Annotated in this window: 14 protein-coding genes; 8 read left to right on the top strand and 6 right to left on the bottom strand. The window is 57.3% G+C overall.

The window, feature by feature from the left end; genetic code table 11:
* The first annotated feature begins 72 nt into the window (after positions 1 to 72).
* Positions 73 to 1,137 (top strand): 23S rRNA (cytidine(2498)-2'-O)-methyltransferase RlmM, encoded by a 1,065-nt coding sequence (gene rlmM, locus EF096_RS10205; RefSeq protein WP_123889516.1) that lies wholly within the window; start codon positions 73 to 75, stop codon positions 1,135 to 1,137.
* A 23-nt stretch (positions 1,138 to 1,160) separates the two neighbouring features.
* Here rlmM and EF096_RS10200 read toward each other — a convergent pair whose 3' ends face one another.
* Positions 1,161 to 1,445 (bottom strand): antibiotic biosynthesis monooxygenase family protein, encoded by a 285-nt coding sequence (locus tag EF096_RS10200; RefSeq protein WP_123889515.1) that lies wholly within the window; start codon positions 1,443 to 1,445, stop codon positions 1,161 to 1,163.
* A 120-nt stretch (positions 1,446 to 1,565) separates the two neighbouring features.
* Between EF096_RS10200 and tusA the strand changes: the two genes are divergently transcribed.
* The 4 genes from tusA (at position 1,566) to EF096_RS10180 (ending at position 6,286) form a co-directional block, all read left to right on the top strand.
* On the top strand, positions 1,566 to 1,805 hold the full coding sequence (gene tusA, locus EF096_RS10195) for a sulfurtransferase TusA (protein ID WP_123889514.1): 240 nt from the start codon (positions 1,566 to 1,568) through the stop codon (positions 1,803 to 1,805).
* A 491-nt stretch (positions 1,806 to 2,296) separates the two neighbouring features.
* Entirely contained in the window at positions 2,297 to 3,574 is a 1,278-nt protein-coding gene (locus EF096_RS10190; RefSeq protein ID WP_372237888.1) for a sialidase family protein, read from the top strand.
* Positions 3,571 to 4,191: a hypothetical protein gene (locus EF096_RS10185; protein WP_220469239.1), complete on the top strand. Its 621-nt coding sequence runs from the start codon at positions 3,571 to 3,573 to the stop codon at positions 4,189 to 4,191. The genes EF096_RS10190 and EF096_RS10185 overlap by 4 nt, the downstream gene beginning before the upstream one ends.
* 55 nt (positions 4,192 to 4,246) lie before the next feature.
* Positions 4,247 to 6,286 carry an LTA synthase family protein gene (locus EF096_RS10180; protein ID WP_123889512.1) on the top strand — a complete coding sequence of 680 codons (2,040 nt, stop codon included), beginning with the start codon at positions 4,247 to 4,249 and terminating at the stop codon, positions 6,284 to 6,286.
* 29 nt (positions 6,287 to 6,315) lie between these two features.
* Here the strand turns inward: EF096_RS10180 and EF096_RS10175 are convergent, their stop codons facing one another.
* The gene (locus EF096_RS10175) at positions 6,316 to 7,410 is read right to left on the bottom strand and encodes a DUF3080 family protein (protein ID WP_123889511.1); all 1,095 of its coding nucleotides are present in this window, start codon (positions 7,408 to 7,410) and stop codon (positions 6,316 to 6,318) included.
* A 32-nt stretch (positions 7,411 to 7,442) separates the two neighbouring features.
* Positions 7,443 to 8,858: an MATE family efflux transporter gene (locus tag EF096_RS10170; protein ID WP_123889510.1), complete on the bottom strand. Its 1,416-nt coding sequence runs from the start codon at positions 8,856 to 8,858 to the stop codon at positions 7,443 to 7,445.
* A 65-nt stretch (positions 8,859 to 8,923) separates the two neighbouring features.
* Here EF096_RS10170 and EF096_RS10165 point away from each other — a divergent pair, with 65 nt between their 5' ends.
* A complete protein-coding gene (locus EF096_RS10165) occupies positions 8,924 to 9,454 on the top strand; it encodes an elongation factor P hydroxylase (RefSeq protein WP_123889509.1) in 531 nt (176 codons plus the stop codon).
* Between the two features lie 34 nt (positions 9,455 to 9,488).
* Here EF096_RS10165 and EF096_RS10160 read toward each other — a convergent pair whose 3' ends face one another.
* The gene (locus EF096_RS10160) at positions 9,489 to 10,400 is read right to left on the bottom strand and encodes an alpha/beta fold hydrolase (protein ID WP_123889508.1); all 912 of its coding nucleotides are present in this window, start codon (positions 10,398 to 10,400) and stop codon (positions 9,489 to 9,491) included.
* Between the two features lie 421 nt (positions 10,401 to 10,821).
* Between EF096_RS10160 and pdxB the strand changes: the two genes are divergently transcribed.
* Entirely contained in the window at positions 10,822 to 11,961 is a 1,140-nt protein-coding gene (gene pdxB, locus EF096_RS10155; protein WP_123889507.1) for a 4-phosphoerythronate dehydrogenase PdxB, read from the top strand.
* Here the strand turns inward: pdxB and EF096_RS10150 are convergent.
* Entirely contained in the window at positions 11,951 to 12,139 is a 189-nt protein-coding gene (locus tag EF096_RS10150; protein WP_123889506.1) for a PA1571 family protein, read from the bottom strand. The two genes, pdxB and EF096_RS10150, sit on opposite strands and share 11 nt — an antisense overlap.
* 180 nt (positions 12,140 to 12,319) lie before the next feature.
* On the opposite strand from EF096_RS10150, the gene EF096_RS10145 reads away from it, so the two are divergent.
* A complete protein-coding gene (locus tag EF096_RS10145; protein ID WP_123889505.1) occupies positions 12,320 to 13,453 on the top strand; it encodes an ATP-NAD kinase family protein in 1,134 nt (377 codons plus the stop codon).
* 130 nt (positions 13,454 to 13,583) lie between these two features.
* On the opposite strand, the gene EF096_RS10140 is transcribed toward EF096_RS10145, so the two are convergent.
* Positions 13,584 to 14,021: a DUF3010 family protein gene (locus tag EF096_RS10140; RefSeq protein ID WP_123889504.1), complete on the bottom strand. Its 438-nt coding sequence runs from the start codon at positions 14,019 to 14,021 to the stop codon at positions 13,584 to 13,586.
* Positions 14,022 to 14,149 lie beyond the last annotated feature (128 nt).

The following is a 14,149-nucleotide window of genomic DNA, read 5'->3' as shown; positions in this document are numbered from 1 at the left end:
CTGCCTTGGGATGCTTCAACCCTTCCCGCGCACCCTGTAGAGTAGCGGCCGGTCATCGAGCGGGAGCGGGTCATGCAGGAATTGTTGCTACATTGTCGTCCAGGTTTTGAAGGGGAAGCCGCTGCAGAAATGCAGGAGCTGGCAGCCGAGCAGGGTATTGCCGGTTATCCCATAGCGCAGAATGGTGCCGCCCTGGTGCGCTTCGTCTGCCCGGAGGCGGGGGATGCCGAGCAACTGATGCGCGCCATTCGCTTCAGTCATCTTATTTTCGCCCGTCAGTGGGCAGTGGGCAGCTGGCTGGATGTCGATCCCGAGGATCGCATCACCCCGATCATTACCGCCTGCGCGCAGGGCCCGATTGCCTCAGAGTTGTGGCTGGAGACCGCCGACACCAACGACGGCAAGGCGCTTGCGGCTTTGACTAAAAAGTTGCGCGCGCCACTTGAGCGCTCGCTAACCAAGACTCGCTTTGTGCGTCCCAACAAGACTGACCTGCCGCGCCTGCACCTGTGCTTTGAGAGCGGGCAGCGCATTTTTGTGGGTTGGTCTTGGGCGGATAATGCGGCGCCTTGGCCAATGGGGATTCCCCGTTTTCGCGTACCCAAGGATGCCCCCAGTCGCTCGACGCTCAAGCTGGAAGAGGCCTGGCATCACTTCATTCCGCGTGACGATTGGGATAGCCGCCTGAAGGCCGGCATGACAGCGGTTGACCTGGGCGCTGCGCCCGGTGGTTGGACCTGGCAGTTGGTCAACCGTTTGATGAACGTGATCGCCGTTGATAACGGCCCCATGGATCGCAAGCTGATGGATAGCGGACAGGTTGAGCACATTCAAGCCGACGGCTATATGTACAAGCCCAAGTATATGGTCGACTGGATGGTCTGCGATATTGTCGACAAGCCCGCCCGCAGCAGCGCGCTGGTATCCAAGTGGATTGGCCAACGCCTGTGCCGCGAAGTCATCATCAACTTCAAACTGCCGATGAAACGCCGCTATCAGGAAACCATGCAATGCTTGGAGCACATCCAGGATGCGCTGGATGAGGCGGGCATCAAGGCAGAAATATCCTGCAAGCAGCTGTATTCCGACCGTGAAGAGGTCACCTGCCACGTGCGTGCTGCACCACGTGGCTACTGACGCTGGTTGGGGCTAAATAGTTGCTAGAGCGGTTCGAGTAGCGTGATCCGCTCTTCTTCCAGCAGGATGGGAGCGAACGCGCCGATACTGTCGCGGCGCGCTTCGGAGTTTTCCCAACGTTCCCATGAGTGGCGGTTCTGCCAGGTCACGGTAATGATGCGATGGTTGGGTTGCTCCAGGTCACGAAACGATTCGCCGGAGATAAAGCCGGGTGACTGGATCGCCGCTGCCAATACCTTGCGGGCAACCTCTTCATAGGGTTTTTCCAGTCCTTCTGCAATGACACGTTCAATCAACACTTTGATCATTCATCATCCCTTACTGTGGCGGGTGTTGGTTTATCATCTCTAAGTGTTGGCTTTGCGCGCGCGTCTGGCAAGCGCCAACTGAATTCTGGATAATCGTTTTTTCTCAACCGGGCCTTGATCATGACTGAACAGACCACCCCAGCCGTACTGGATACCCAAGGGCTAATGTGCCCGGAGCCGGTGATGATGCTGCACAATGCCATTCGCGATATAGCCGTGGGCGAGTTGTTGCAGGTGCTGGCGACGGACCCGTCAACCCAGCGTGATATTCCCAAATTTTGTGCCTTTCTTGGGCATGAGCTGATCGAGCAGAGTGAGATAGCCGGGGTGTATCACTACCAGATTCGCAAAGCGGGCTAGCGGGACGCCATTGCCCCCTTTGCAGGATTCTATAGTTATCATTCCCGTCAGCCAGGCTATCCTCTGACGCCGGTCCTTAGGCCTGTGCTCGCTCCCTAACAGGTATCAGTACGCAGCGAACTGTTGACTAAATGTTGCGTGGATGTTTACCGCTGAAAGCTCTTGTTTGGTCTGTATATACTATTCTAGAGGCGTCGCAGGTGAATTATCCGGCGTGAGTGAGCGCTGTGGCCAGCTTCAGGCTGTAACCTGCTCAGTTGCACGCGTGATGTTGTTCGAACATGATCCTGATGTCGGCCGTACCTGTTCTCTGGCGCTATCCGCCGGTCTTATAGAGCCGAGTTGGACGCTAATAACAATCCAGCTACCCACGACTGTTGACCCAGCCTCTCGTTATTGAGGGTTGTTTCTGGTGCGTCTTGTATCACAGGGATGTACGGAATTCTTCTTCGAACATGGCTTCTTCAATGCGTGCGCATACGTTTAGTTTGTTGAGCAAGTGCTTGACTGTACTTGTGGTCTTTGCCATTTTTGGCTCCGCTTGGTGGCTTCATCCCAGTCGGTCTGTCCCTGGTTTTGCGATGGCCTTACCGTCAGAAAAGGGGACTGCTGTTGATGTACAGGCACCCTTTTATCGTAGCCGTTTCGCTTCGTCGGATCTTGACGAGTTTGTGCACGCGTCGTCGGTGACGTCGTTACCTTCAGGCGCGTTGATGTCTGTCTGGTTTGCTGGCTCGCGAGAAGGCGCAGCCGATGTCCAAATCAGAGCGTCGCGTTACGACGCAATCGCGGGTGAGTGGGGGCCGGAGCTGATACTCGCCACACGGGAGTCGACTAGCACTGCTATTCAAAGGCACATACGCAAGTTGGGTAATCCGGTTATTGCGCTGGCACCTGATGATCGACTGTGGCTTTTTTATGTGTCAGTTTCCATCGGGGGCTGGGCGGGCAGTGCGATTAACGCCATGTACTCTGATGACTTTGGTGAAAATTGGTCCCCACCCAAGCAGCTGGTTACCACCCCTTTCCTTAATATCAGTACGCTCGTGCGTAACGCCCCCGTGTTTCACCGCGACGGTACTATAGGGCTGCCGGTTTACCACGAGTTCCTTGGCAAGTTTGCCGAGTATCTGTACATCAGCCCGGACGGTGAGGTGCTTGATAAAAGTCGCATCAGCAAAGGCAAGCACTCGCTGCAACCGACAGTAGTGCCAACCAGCGAGTATGGGGCACTAGCGCTGTTACGTTATGCCGGTGAGACTCACCATAAGGTACTCGCCAGCCGTACTGAGGATGCTGGCCAGAGTTGGAGTGAGCCCTATCCGATTGAACCTGCCAACCCCAACTCGTCACTGGCTGCGATAGCTACACCGAACGACGGCCTGCTGGTTGCCTTGAACGATCTGGAGGATGGTCGCTTCCGACTCCGGCTGATGGGAAGCGACGAGGGTTTGAGCTTCTGGAAGCCGGTTATTGATCTGGATGAGTCGCCCGACCCACTGGGCAATCCGTTCAGCCGGGAGGTGTATAGCGACATCATCGGCGACAAATTTCAATCGTCCAGTGGGCCGCGGCGTATAGGACTGCTCAGTGATTTTTTAGCCAATCTCGATCAACGCGTCTGTTCTATGCATGGCTGCGACTTCGAGTATGAATACCCATACTTCATCAAGAGCTCGGATGGGCTTTATCATCTGGTCTACTCCTGGAATAACACCTTCATCAAGCACGTCAGCTTCAATGATTCATGGTTGGAGGCGCAGCTATGATCGCTGACCTTTGGCAGGCGCAACTGACCTTCGGCTTATTCGTGTTCCTGCTTACGCCTGGCTTTGGTCTCAGCCCAGGGTTGCAGCGCGTTCGTCTGTTGGTGTTTCTGGCTATCGGTTATATACCCATAGCAGGGCTGTCGTTGGCTGACTATATGCGTAGTTTTACCGGAGACCTGGCGATCACCTCATTGGTGGCTTTGGCCTACTGGACTGCCGTACGCACAGGGTTTGCCCCACGCCAGCCAAGGGCGAAGACCCTGCAGATTGTGGCGGTCATGGCCTGCCTCGCACTCTTTCTGTATCCGGCGACCATGGGACTTTCCTACCTGGATCCCTATCGTCTGGGCTACCAGCCGCGGCCGCTGATTTTGTTTGTCGGTCTGCTTACCCTTGCGCTGCTGGCGCTACAAAACCGACTCGGCGCCTGCATGCTCGCGCTGGCTACCCTGGCTTTCAGCGTGGGACTCAAATCGGCTACCAACTATTGGGATTACCTGATCGATCCCTTTATTGCGCTGTATAGCTGCTTTGCATTGATCGGCTATGCAATTAGCAGGCTTTGGCGTAACGGGTCGGCTAAGCGCCGTGACGCGCTGTCATCGCAACCGGGATGACGCGGTGTAACACGTTTAACAATTTTCACTCTTTGAGAGTTTGGGGTTAGGAATCATGGGTTGGCTTCACTCGCGGCGTTTGCACTATTGGCTTGGTGCAGTAGCGCTTCTGTTTTGTGTCTTGGCAGTGTTGCGCGCTGCTTTCTTTGTGGGGTTCTCGGGGTTTGACTTTGGTGCACTTGGCGAGATTGAGGCCGTACCTGAAACCCTGGGTATAGGCTTACGCTTCGACCTTCGGTTGGCGATTCTGCTTATGTTGCCGGTTGCCTTGCTCGCCTGGCTGCCAAAGTGGAATCTCACGCGTTCGCGCGCCATGCGCTGGCTGGCGCGGATCTATCTAGTGTTGGCGCTGGGCGCTGTACTTCTGGTTTACATCTTTGATTTTGGTCACTACGCCTATCTGGGTGTACGCATCAATGCGACGGTGCTGCGTTTTTTTGAGGACGCGCAGATTTCGACCGATATGGTCTGGCAAACTTATCCGGTGATCTGGATTACCCTTGGATGGCTGCTGGCGACAGCCCTGATTTGGTGGTTGCTGCTGCGCCTTGAGCGGGTAACGCTGGACCGCACTGCCAAACCTATCAATCGCTTCTCCCTGGTCTGGGGAAGCTCGCTGATGGTGGTGCTGGTGTTCCTGGCAATACTGGGCCGTTTCGACAGCATCAACCTGGAAAATCCGGTGCCACTGCGCTGGAGCGACGCTTTTTTCTCGGGTGATAACCGTGTTTCAGCCCTGGGCCTGAACCCCGTTATCTTCCTCTACGATACTCTGCAGGTACCGCATGAGCCGTTCGACCGAGCGCAGGTGGCAGCGCATTATGAGGTGGTCAGTCGGTATCTTGGCGTGAGCCAGCCTGATGCGCAGAGCCTGAATTTTGTTCGTCATCAAAGTCCCCAGCCCTATGCCGTTGCCGCTAGTCAGCCGCCGAACGTGGTGTTTATCATGCTCGAATCGCTGGGCACCAGCGCCGTGGGAGCCTATGGCAATCCGCTGAACCCGACGCCTAATATTGATCGACTGGCCAAGCAAAGCTGGTTCTTCCAGAACTTCTACGTTCCGGTGACGGGTACAGCAAAAACAGTTTGGGCGAGTATCTCCGGCGTGCCTGACGTTTCGCGCGATGAAACCGCAACACGTAATCCCCTGATTACCCGACAGCACAGCCTGATCAATGCGTTACCGGGCTACGACAAGTACTACATGATTGGCGGTAACTCCGGCTGGGCGAATATGAACGCGCTGGTTCGCCAGAGTATTGATGATGTTCGCCTGTTCGAGGAGCGCGATTGGCGCTCGCCCATGGTCGACGTCTGGGGTATTTCTGACCTTGATCTGTTCAAGGAAAGCGACCGCATCCTGCGTAATCAAGCGCAAGGCAAACCGTTCTTCGCTTATATCCAGACGGCGGGCAATCATCGGCCCTTTACCATTCCGGCGCAGAACGACGGGTTTGAAGTGCTTGATCTACCGCTGGAAACGGTTCAGAACGCGGGTTCGCGCAGCGTGGCACAGTACAACGCTGCGCGCTTGCTGGATTTCAATATTGGACGTTTGATGGAGATCGCTCAGCAGGGCGGCTGGTACGACAACACCATTTTTGTGATGTTTGGCGACCACAATACCCGTATCAGTCAGATCCCGCATATGCCGCCTGCCTTTGAGAAGCTGGGGTTGGAGAGCAATAACGTACCCATGTTGATTCACGCACCCAAACTGCTTGAGCCAAAAGTGATAGAGCAAGCTGTGGGGCTGGCCGATTTGCTGCCTACAGTGCTTGGTATGGTGGGCGTAGAGTTTCGTAACGGCGCCATGGGGCGTGATATTCAGCAGCCAGCGCCGGAAGGTGAGCGAGTGGTGCCGCTGGTGCTGCGTGAGGGCACCTTTCCGCTGATTGGTGGGGTGACCAAGGACTTTCTGTTGCAGATGCAGCATGATGGTAGTCAGCCTACTCTGCACGATCTTGCCTCGCAGACGCCACTGACGGATGTAGCTGATCAGCATCCTGAGGAGTTTCAGCGCCTCGAGCAACTGACGCGCGGGCTGCATGAAACCTCTCGGCTGATGCTGTACCAGAACGTCAGAGCGGACTAACGCTATTGTTAGTTTGAAGCATGGCGCATTCAGCTCTCAGCCGGTACCTGCCAACCGCTTTGTCCCGGCTGCGACTGACAGGCGCCGAGCAGGTCTTGCCAGGCTTGCGTGTGCTCTGCCAGTGCCTGCTGATACTGCTCCCAAAGACTGTTTGAGCTCCCGGCAAGCCGGTCCAGCGCGCTCGCTGTTGCTGGCGGTATGCCCGCTACCGCACGCAGGGCAATAACGGCATTAGCCCAGGGCTGTCCTACGCGTTGTATTTGCGCCAGGTAGGGCTGAATCTCACCAGCATAAAACAGCACAAAGACATTCAGCAGTATTTTTGATTTGGCCGAAGGTGCCTGCATGGGGCAGAGCAGGCGCGGTTCGGTCGCCTGCAGCATCTGTGTGGCCTGGCGCAGGCCGTGCGTGGTTTGTGCCAGGCTGGTGATCAGTTGGCCGCTGCGCTGACTTAGCTGCAGCGCCTGCAGCAGGCTATCAAGGTGCGCTCTATCGGGTGGTAAGCGTTGCGGCAGTGCAACGCCTATTTTTGCCAGCTCATTCAGCGCCGCAACCGCTGCTTGATCGCTTAACGGACTACTGCTCACCGGGAGTGGTTGATCAGCAAAGCGCAGATAGTGTTCAAACTCTTCGCTGGCATTCAACGCATTCCAGTAGGTCGCTGGCAGGTTGGCACCTTTGTTTTCTGCGATCGCGATCAGTTGTTCGCGCAGCTCCGGCTGTTCGTCCCGTTGTGCGAGCAGGGCAGTACACTGGTCCAGCGCGCGCAACAATTCGCCGTCGTAGGCGAGCCGATGGCTCCAGGGCATGACCTTGCCGAGCACGCTATTGCGCTCGCTGATGCGTTGCTGCAGCAGCCGACAGTCATTGGTATCCACAATCAGGTCGAGCAGGCCAATACGCAGTGGTGCGATGGTTATCATCCGTTCGCGGCGAGCTGGAAAACGGTATAGGGCGAGCTGGTCGGGGACAAAAGGCTGCCAGTCCTGCTGCAACACTCGCGCCACACGATCAAGATAATTGCTCATCTGCTGCTGCGCCTCGGGCGCACGCTGACAGCCCGCCAGCGTCAATAGCAGGGATAGCAATAGGGCAAGGGTGGCGCGGGTTGGTAGGGCAGACATGGGCTCAGTATGCCATGCCTGCTGTGACCGGGTCAGTGGGTCGGGTGGCTTGGCGAATAGGGTGGGCGCGGTGGGCGCAGTTTCTCGCGCTTGCCGACGACAGCCAGCCGTAGGCCCAGGAAGAGCGCGGCGCTGCTCAAACCAATAATCAGCCCCATCCAGAAGCCCGCCGGACCGCGTGGCGGGCCGAGCAGATCACTGATGCCCAGTAGATAACCGGCAGGTAGGCCAATCAGCCAGTAAGCAATCATGGTTAGCAACATCGGTAGGCGTGTGTCCTGAAAGCCGCGTAAGGCACCCGCACAGGCGACCTGAACCGCATCGGAGAACTGATAGAGCGCGGCCAGCACAAAAAGGCTGGCGGCCAGCGCGATGACTTCCGCGTCCTGGGTATACAGCAGCGGAATCTGCTCGGCAAAAAGATACATACCGCCAGCAGCTATGGTCGCAAAGCCGAGCGCCACCACAGTGCCGACCTTGGCGGCAAACAATGCCGCCCGCGCCCCGTTGCGGCCCAGGTTGTGGCCAACCCGCACGGTAATCGCCAGCCCCAGACTGAAGGGCACCATAAAGGCCAGCGAAGAAAAATTGATAGCGACCTGATGGCTGGCCACCACGATAGCGCCCATGCCGCCAATCAGCAGGGCGATCACGCAAAACATGCTGGTTTCGGCAAAGAGCGCTATGCCGATAGGAAAGCCCAGGCCGAACAGCTGGCCCAGCGTGCGTCCCTTGGGCCAGTCAAAGCGCTCGAAAAGGCCGCATTCGCGGTAGGTGGGTGATCGCTTGATGTGGATCAGCAGGCATATCAGCATCGCCCACATCACCAAGGCCGTAGCCACGCCACAACCCACCGCGCCCATGGCCGGCATGCCGAGTTTGCCGTACACCAGGATATAGTTGGCGGGCACGTTGATGGCCAGGCCGATAAAGCCAACCAGCATGGCCGGTTTGGTATTGGACAGCCCATCGGTCAGCCCGCGTAACGCCAGCATCATGCCAACGGCAGGAAACCCCAGGGAGATCGCCAACAGGTAGTCCAGGGTGACCGGAATAAGCTGCTCACCAATATCCATGGCAACCAGAATTGGTCGCGTCAGATTCAGAAATACCGCGCAGGCCAAGCCAATGAACAAGCCCAGCCAGGCTCCCTGGCGCACCATGGGGCCGGTATCGGCCAGGCGGCCAGAGCCGTTGCTGGCCGCCACTTTGGAGGTGATGATCATCATCACGCCGGTGAGAAACAGCAGAGTAGGGATCCAGAAGGAGTTGCCCAAGGCGACAGCAGCCAAGGCCTCGGGACTGACGCGCCCCGCCATGGCGGTGTCGATAAAGCCCAGCAGGGTGTTGGCAAGCTGAGCGGCGACAATCGGCAGCACGAGCACAATCAGCGCCCGCAGTTCTGCTACAATGCGCGGCCCGTTAAAGCGAGGTGGTCTGCTGATCATTACCAAGATTGCCTTCAGAAAAAGCGGTTCATCCTATCAACTTGCCAGATATTGTCTACCAGCCAATGCAGTACCATTGCGACGATCTTGTAACCCTGTTTGACCGCTGCTTTGCGGTTGATTTCAACACCCGACTGGTGGGCGGTTATCCTGAGCCCGAATATCTGCCGGCAGATGATGAGTCTGGTTTTCACCGCATACGTTTTACCCACGATTATTTTCGCAGCGCGCTACATGAAGTAGCGCATTGGTGCGTGGCTGGGCCGCAGCGACGGCTGTTGGCCGACTTTGGCTATTGGTATGCGCCCGATGGCCGCAGCGCAGATCAGCAAGGTGCATTCGAGCAGGTAGAAGTGAAGCCGCAGGCCTTGGAATGGTTGTTCTGCGCGGCAGCCGGGCACCGCTTTGATGTGAGTACCGATAACCTCAGCGGTGAGGCGACCGACCCAACGCCGTTCCGCACCAGGGTGCATGCGCAGGCAGTGAGCTATCTTGAGAGTGGTTTGCATGAGCGGCCAGCCCGTTTCGTCGATGCGCTATTGGCGTTTTATCGTCCTGGTGCCGTGCTGACCGTCGATAGCCTTGGCCGCGCCTGACTGGCTGATACCGCCAGGCAGGCATCATAGGTGTTTATACCAAACCCAACTTGTGGCGGTTCGCGCCCGTCAGCCGCAAGGGTGCTAGCACCTCGTTGTCTGTGTGCTCTGCACGCCATTCCCTGTCGGTCATGAAGTCGAGCACCGCGTCACGGGTTTGCGTCCAGGCGTCCTTGTTTTCCATGTCCAGGAAGTGTCCGGCGCCGGTGACCGTCGCATACTCGCAGTGACGCACATGGCGGCTGAAATGCCGCGCGTCCTCCGGGCAGGTATAACGATCCAGATCACCATTAACGAACAGCAGCGGCACTTTGATGTCGGCACTGCCGGTCAGATAGCAACGGGTATCCTGCGTCAGTATCTGGCTAACATGAAAAGCCATCTGCTGATACTCATGCTCGTGCAGACTAATGATGTGGCGAAAGTTGTAGCGCTTGACCAGTGAGGGCAGGTGTTCGCCGATGGTCTCGTTCAGCAGCATGCCCAGCTTGCGGCGCTCGCAGTTGAGTAACAGGTTGATGCCGGTTTCAAGGTAGCTACGCATAGCTCGGTTGATCAACGGCGAAAAGGCCATTACCACCGCCTTGCGCATGGTTGGCGGACGCTTTGCCAGAGCGAGCAGAGCCGATGCACCACCCCAGGAAAACGATAGCATGTGGTCGGCGCCAAAGTGCGCGATCAGCTCCAGCAATATACCTGCTTCCTGTTCCTTGGTGATCGGCCGCTGATTGGCGTTGTAATGCTTGGACTCGCCGGAATAAGGCTCGTCAAAGAGCACAACGTTGAAGTGTGGCTGCAGAAAGCGAACGGTCTGGGCGAACGCGGCCATGGTCGCCAGCGAGCCATTCACCAGAATGACAGTGCCCCGCGGTGCAGGGCTGGCATAGTAGTGAGTCTGTATAAGGAACTGGCCTAGCGCTTCAACTACTTGATGTTCTGGTTTCATATTCCCTGTCTCCGCTATTGGCTGGACGCGCTCACTGCGGCGCGTCATACAGGGCAGTTATTGGCAAAACGCCGAAAGAAACGAAAGGCGCCAAGGCATCGTCCGGTGCAGACAAATTTGCTTGTGGTTATGGCGACAGGGTGGTGAGGACAGTCTCGGGGCGAGCACAATGGGCGGTGTGCGGGGTGTCCGTTGACTCAGGCAGGTCCTGCAAAGGAAGGGCTATTACCCTTCGGGTAACGCTTTTAATAATGGGTCTGGCTGCAAGCCTCAGTTGGGCCTGTTGTTGCCAGTAAAGCAGCGTCACCGAATCAGTGCAAGCCTATTCAGCTACTTTGTTGATCGGCTAAGGCAGCCCGGCTGGACAGCCCGTCGAGCACCGCTGACAATGCTCCTACACTCTTAATCTCGGAAGCCCTGCATGCGTATTGTTGCCGACGAAAATATCCCTCTGCTGGGCGCGTTCTTTGCCAAGCAAGCGGAGATAACGACCCACCCAGGGCGCGAGATTTGCCGCGCACATCTGATGCAGGCCGATGCCTTGCTGGTGCGCTCGGTTACCCGCGTGGATCCCGCGCTGCTAGCGGGCACACCGGTGCGCTTTGTTGGAACCTGTACCATCGGCACCGATCACCTTGATCTGCCCGGTCTGCAGGCGGCGGGTATCGCTGTATCCAGCGCACCCGGTTGCAATGCGCGCGGCGTAGTCGAGTACGTTCTCAGCTGTCTGTTGACCTTCTCTGAACGCACCGGCAAAGCCTGGCGCTCGCAGCGCGTCGGCATCATTGGCGTGGGGCAGGTGGGTAGCCGCCTGGCAAACACCCTGACAGCACTCGGCGTGGACTGCCTGCTGTGTGATCCGCCGCGCGCCGAGCGTGGTGAGAGTGGCTTTGTGAGTCTGGATGAGCTGCTGGCGCAAGCGGATGTGATCAGTTGTCATGTGCCGCTAGAGCATCAAGGTCCGCACGCGACCAAGCATCTGTTGAACGCCGAGCGTCTGGCCAGGCTGGCGCAGGGTACCTGGCTAATCAACAGTAGCCGTGGTCCGGTGATTGATAATCAGGCGCTGGCGGCCCTCTTGCTGCAGCGCCCTGATCTGCAGGTGGCGTTGGATGTCTGGGAGCACGAGCCGCAGGTAGATCTGGCGCTGGCCGCCCAATGCGCGCTGGCCACGCCCCATGTTGCGGGCTACAGCCTGGACGGCAAACTGCGCGGTACCGAGCAGATATATCAGGCGTTTTGCGCGCATTTTCAGTTGCCAGCCACTCTGGCCTTGAGCGAGCTGGCGCCCACAGCGGGCTTGGCGACTATTGTTGTGAATGAGCAGACGCCAACAGACTGGTCGCTGGACCGGGCACTGCGCTGGGTTTATGACGTTCGCGATGATGACGCGCGCTTTCGCGCCGCCATGGCAGGGTTACCGGTTGACCAGATAGCCAAGGTGTTTGATCAGCTGCGCAAGCACTACCCGCTGCGGCGGGAGTGCTCACATCTGCAATTGGCTTGGCAGGGCGCGGGCGACCTGCCGGCGCATTGGTTAGCGGCGGGCTTCAGTGGCTAGCTTGGCGGGGCGCTGGTACCCACTGGCGCTCAAGTTCGTTACAGGCGTGTTGAATCATTTGCTCGGTAATGGCAATTTCACGGCCCTGTTCATCAAGCAGAAAGCCACCCGTGCAGGACGACGGATGGATCATAATTTCGGCACTTTCACGGCATGTCTGCAAGGCATGTACACTCATGGTTTTCTCCCATTGTGGTGTCGCTGAGTACGCTGATCCCCCTCCCGGCGACCAGCTCAGGGCAGGATATGGCAATGCCATGACGACTTTGTGACAGCGCGTTGGTCTCCAGGGTAACAACGGGAGACAAGCGCCAACCAGCAACAACATATTCACTGGATACAAGAACGGGCACAGGGCATGCAATCAGGTTTCAGGTTAGGGCTCATCATCAATCCACTGGCCGGTGTGGGTGGGCAAGCCGCGCTCAAAGGGTCTGATGGCGTGGCAGAACAGGCGCTGGCTCAAGGTGTGCTACCGCAGGCGCAGCGTCGGGTGGCGCAAGCGCTAGAGCTGTTGCTGCCGCTGCGCGATCAACTGCAGCTATTTGCCGCCCCGGGCGCCATGGGGAGCAATTTGCTTGCCGAGCTGGGTTTTACGCATCAGGTGGTTGGTGAGTTGAGCGAGCCTAACCAGACCTGTGCCGAAGACACCGAACGCTGCGCAGCTGCCCTGCAAAAAACCGGCATAGATTTGCTGCTGTTTGCGGGCGGTGACGGTACCGCGCGTAATATCTGTAATCAGATCAGCAGCAGTCAGCTGGTGCTGGGCATTCCGGCTGGGGTCAAGATTCACTCCGGCGTGTACGCTGTAAACCCGCGAGCCGCAGGTGAGCTGGTCGCGCTGCTAATCAAGGGCGATCTGGTACGTCTGCGTGAAGCCGACGTGCGCGATATTGATGAAAATGCCTTTCGCCAAGGCCAAGTTAAAACCCGCCATTACGGCGAGCTGTCAGTGCCTGAAGAAGGGCGCTTTGTGCAGCAGGTGAAGCAGGGCGGGCGTGAAGTCGAAACCATGGTGCTGGACGACATCGCTGCGTGGCTGCAGGAAGAGCAGGACGACGACACCGGCTGGATTTTAGGGCCCGGTTCAACCAACCTTGGCCTGCTGGAAGCCATGGGGCTGCAGGGCACCTTGCTTGGAATAGACGTGCTGCGTAACGGCGAGCTGGTGCTGCAAGACGCGACCGAGCAGCAATTATGGGCCTTGCTGGAGCAGGGCGGCGACTGGCGTATTCTGGTTACCGCTATTGGCGGTCAGGGCCATATTCTTGGGCGTGGTAATCAGCAGTTGTCGCCGCGTGTAGTCCGTGCCGTCGGCATCGACAATCTGCTGGTCGTCGCGACCAAAACCAAACTCAAAACCCTGGATGGTCGACCCTTTCTGGTCGACAGCGGCGATGCAGAACTGGACCAGCAACTCACTGGCCTGCGCCGTGTGCTGAGTGGTTATCGGGAAGAGATGTTATACCCGGTCAGCTGGAAAGCAGAGTAGGGTAGCCTGCTGGCTATAACTCCGCCTTTTCGTACCTCCGTGCTTAATGCGATGCCTGCGTTTCAGGCAACAAAAAAGGCGCAGTGCGCCTTTTTGCAAAACTGATGGTGGCAACCTGGCGATCTTTGCCTCAGGCGGCGAACTTGTCTTTCATCAAAAAGGAATAAGCCGTATTGAAGGCGACTTCCTGGTAAGCCTTGAGCCCCGTGTCGGCGTAAGTGACCTGCACCGGATTGCGCTTCAAGGAGTCCTTGATATCAGTCGTTGACATGATCACTACATCAAGGTCCTCAATCAGCTCGATGGCCGCTTCCAGCTTGAAGCCTACCGCACCACCCGCAAATTTACCTTTCATGGGGCGTTGGCGTATCACCACTTTGTCCACCTGATAATCGTGCATCAACTTGGCAAAAGTCTGCTGGAAATAGCGCAGCTCGCTGGTGCTATTGATATTCGACAAGGTCAAACGCCGTGAACGAAAATCCGGCAGTTCAAAAATCTCGTCCGACAGGGACAACAAGCACACATTCACATCGTTACTGTTTATATCAACACCGCACACTTTCATAGAACACCCAACCTGGCTAGATCGGCGCAGTATAGCGCAAAGCAAGCGCATAAATCGCACCGTGCACACAGACCGTATTACAGCTTTGGTAGTTTGCTCTCCGGTATTCAGGGTTGAGAGGGCAAGTT

The sequence above is a fragment of the Pseudomonas neustonica genome, from assembly GCF_003797945.1.
Taxonomy (GTDB): domain Bacteria; phylum Pseudomonadota; class Gammaproteobacteria; order Pseudomonadales; family Pseudomonadaceae; genus Halopseudomonas; species Halopseudomonas neustonica.
This window is presented reverse-complemented; position numbering and strand designations above follow the sequence as displayed.

Coding starts and splice junctions, on each gene's coding strand:
- EF096_RS10175 (WP_123889511.1), bottom strand. CDS start 7,410: ATGTCTGCCCTACCAACCCGCGCCACCCTTGCCCTATTGCTATCCCTG.
- EF096_RS10170 (WP_123889510.1), bottom strand. CDS start 8,858: ATGATCAGCAGACCACCTCGCTTTAACGGGCCGCGCATTGTAGCAGAA.
- EF096_RS10180 (WP_123889512.1), top strand. CDS start 4,247: ATGGGTTGGCTTCACTCGCGGCGTTTGCACTATTGGCTTGGTGCAGTA.
- EF096_RS10165 (WP_123889509.1), top strand. CDS start 8,924: ATGCAGTACCATTGCGACGATCTTGTAACCCTGTTTGACCGCTGCTTT.
- EF096_RS10145 (WP_123889505.1), top strand. CDS start 12,320: ATGCAATCAGGTTTCAGGTTAGGGCTCATCATCAATCCACTGGCCGGT.
- EF096_RS10150 (WP_123889506.1), bottom strand. CDS start 12,139: ATGAGTGTACATGCCTTGCAGACATGCCGTGAAAGTGCCGAAATTATG.
- rlmM (WP_123889516.1), top strand. CDS start 73: ATGCAGGAATTGTTGCTACATTGTCGTCCAGGTTTTGAAGGGGAAGCC.
- pdxB (WP_123889507.1), top strand. CDS start 10,822: ATGCGTATTGTTGCCGACGAAAATATCCCTCTGCTGGGCGCGTTCTTT.
- EF096_RS10185 (WP_220469239.1), top strand. CDS start 3,571: ATGATCGCTGACCTTTGGCAGGCGCAACTGACCTTCGGCTTATTCGTG.
- tusA (WP_123889514.1), top strand. CDS start 1,566: ATGACTGAACAGACCACCCCAGCCGTACTGGATACCCAAGGGCTAATG.
- EF096_RS10140 (WP_123889504.1), bottom strand. CDS start 14,021: ATGAAAGTGTGCGGTGTTGATATAAACAGTAACGATGTGAATGTGTGC.
- EF096_RS10160 (WP_123889508.1), bottom strand. CDS start 10,400: ATGAAACCAGAACATCAAGTAGTTGAAGCGCTAGGCCAGTTCCTTATA.
- EF096_RS10200 (WP_123889515.1), bottom strand. CDS start 1,445: ATGATCAAAGTGTTGATTGAACGTGTCATTGCAGAAGGACTGGAAAAA.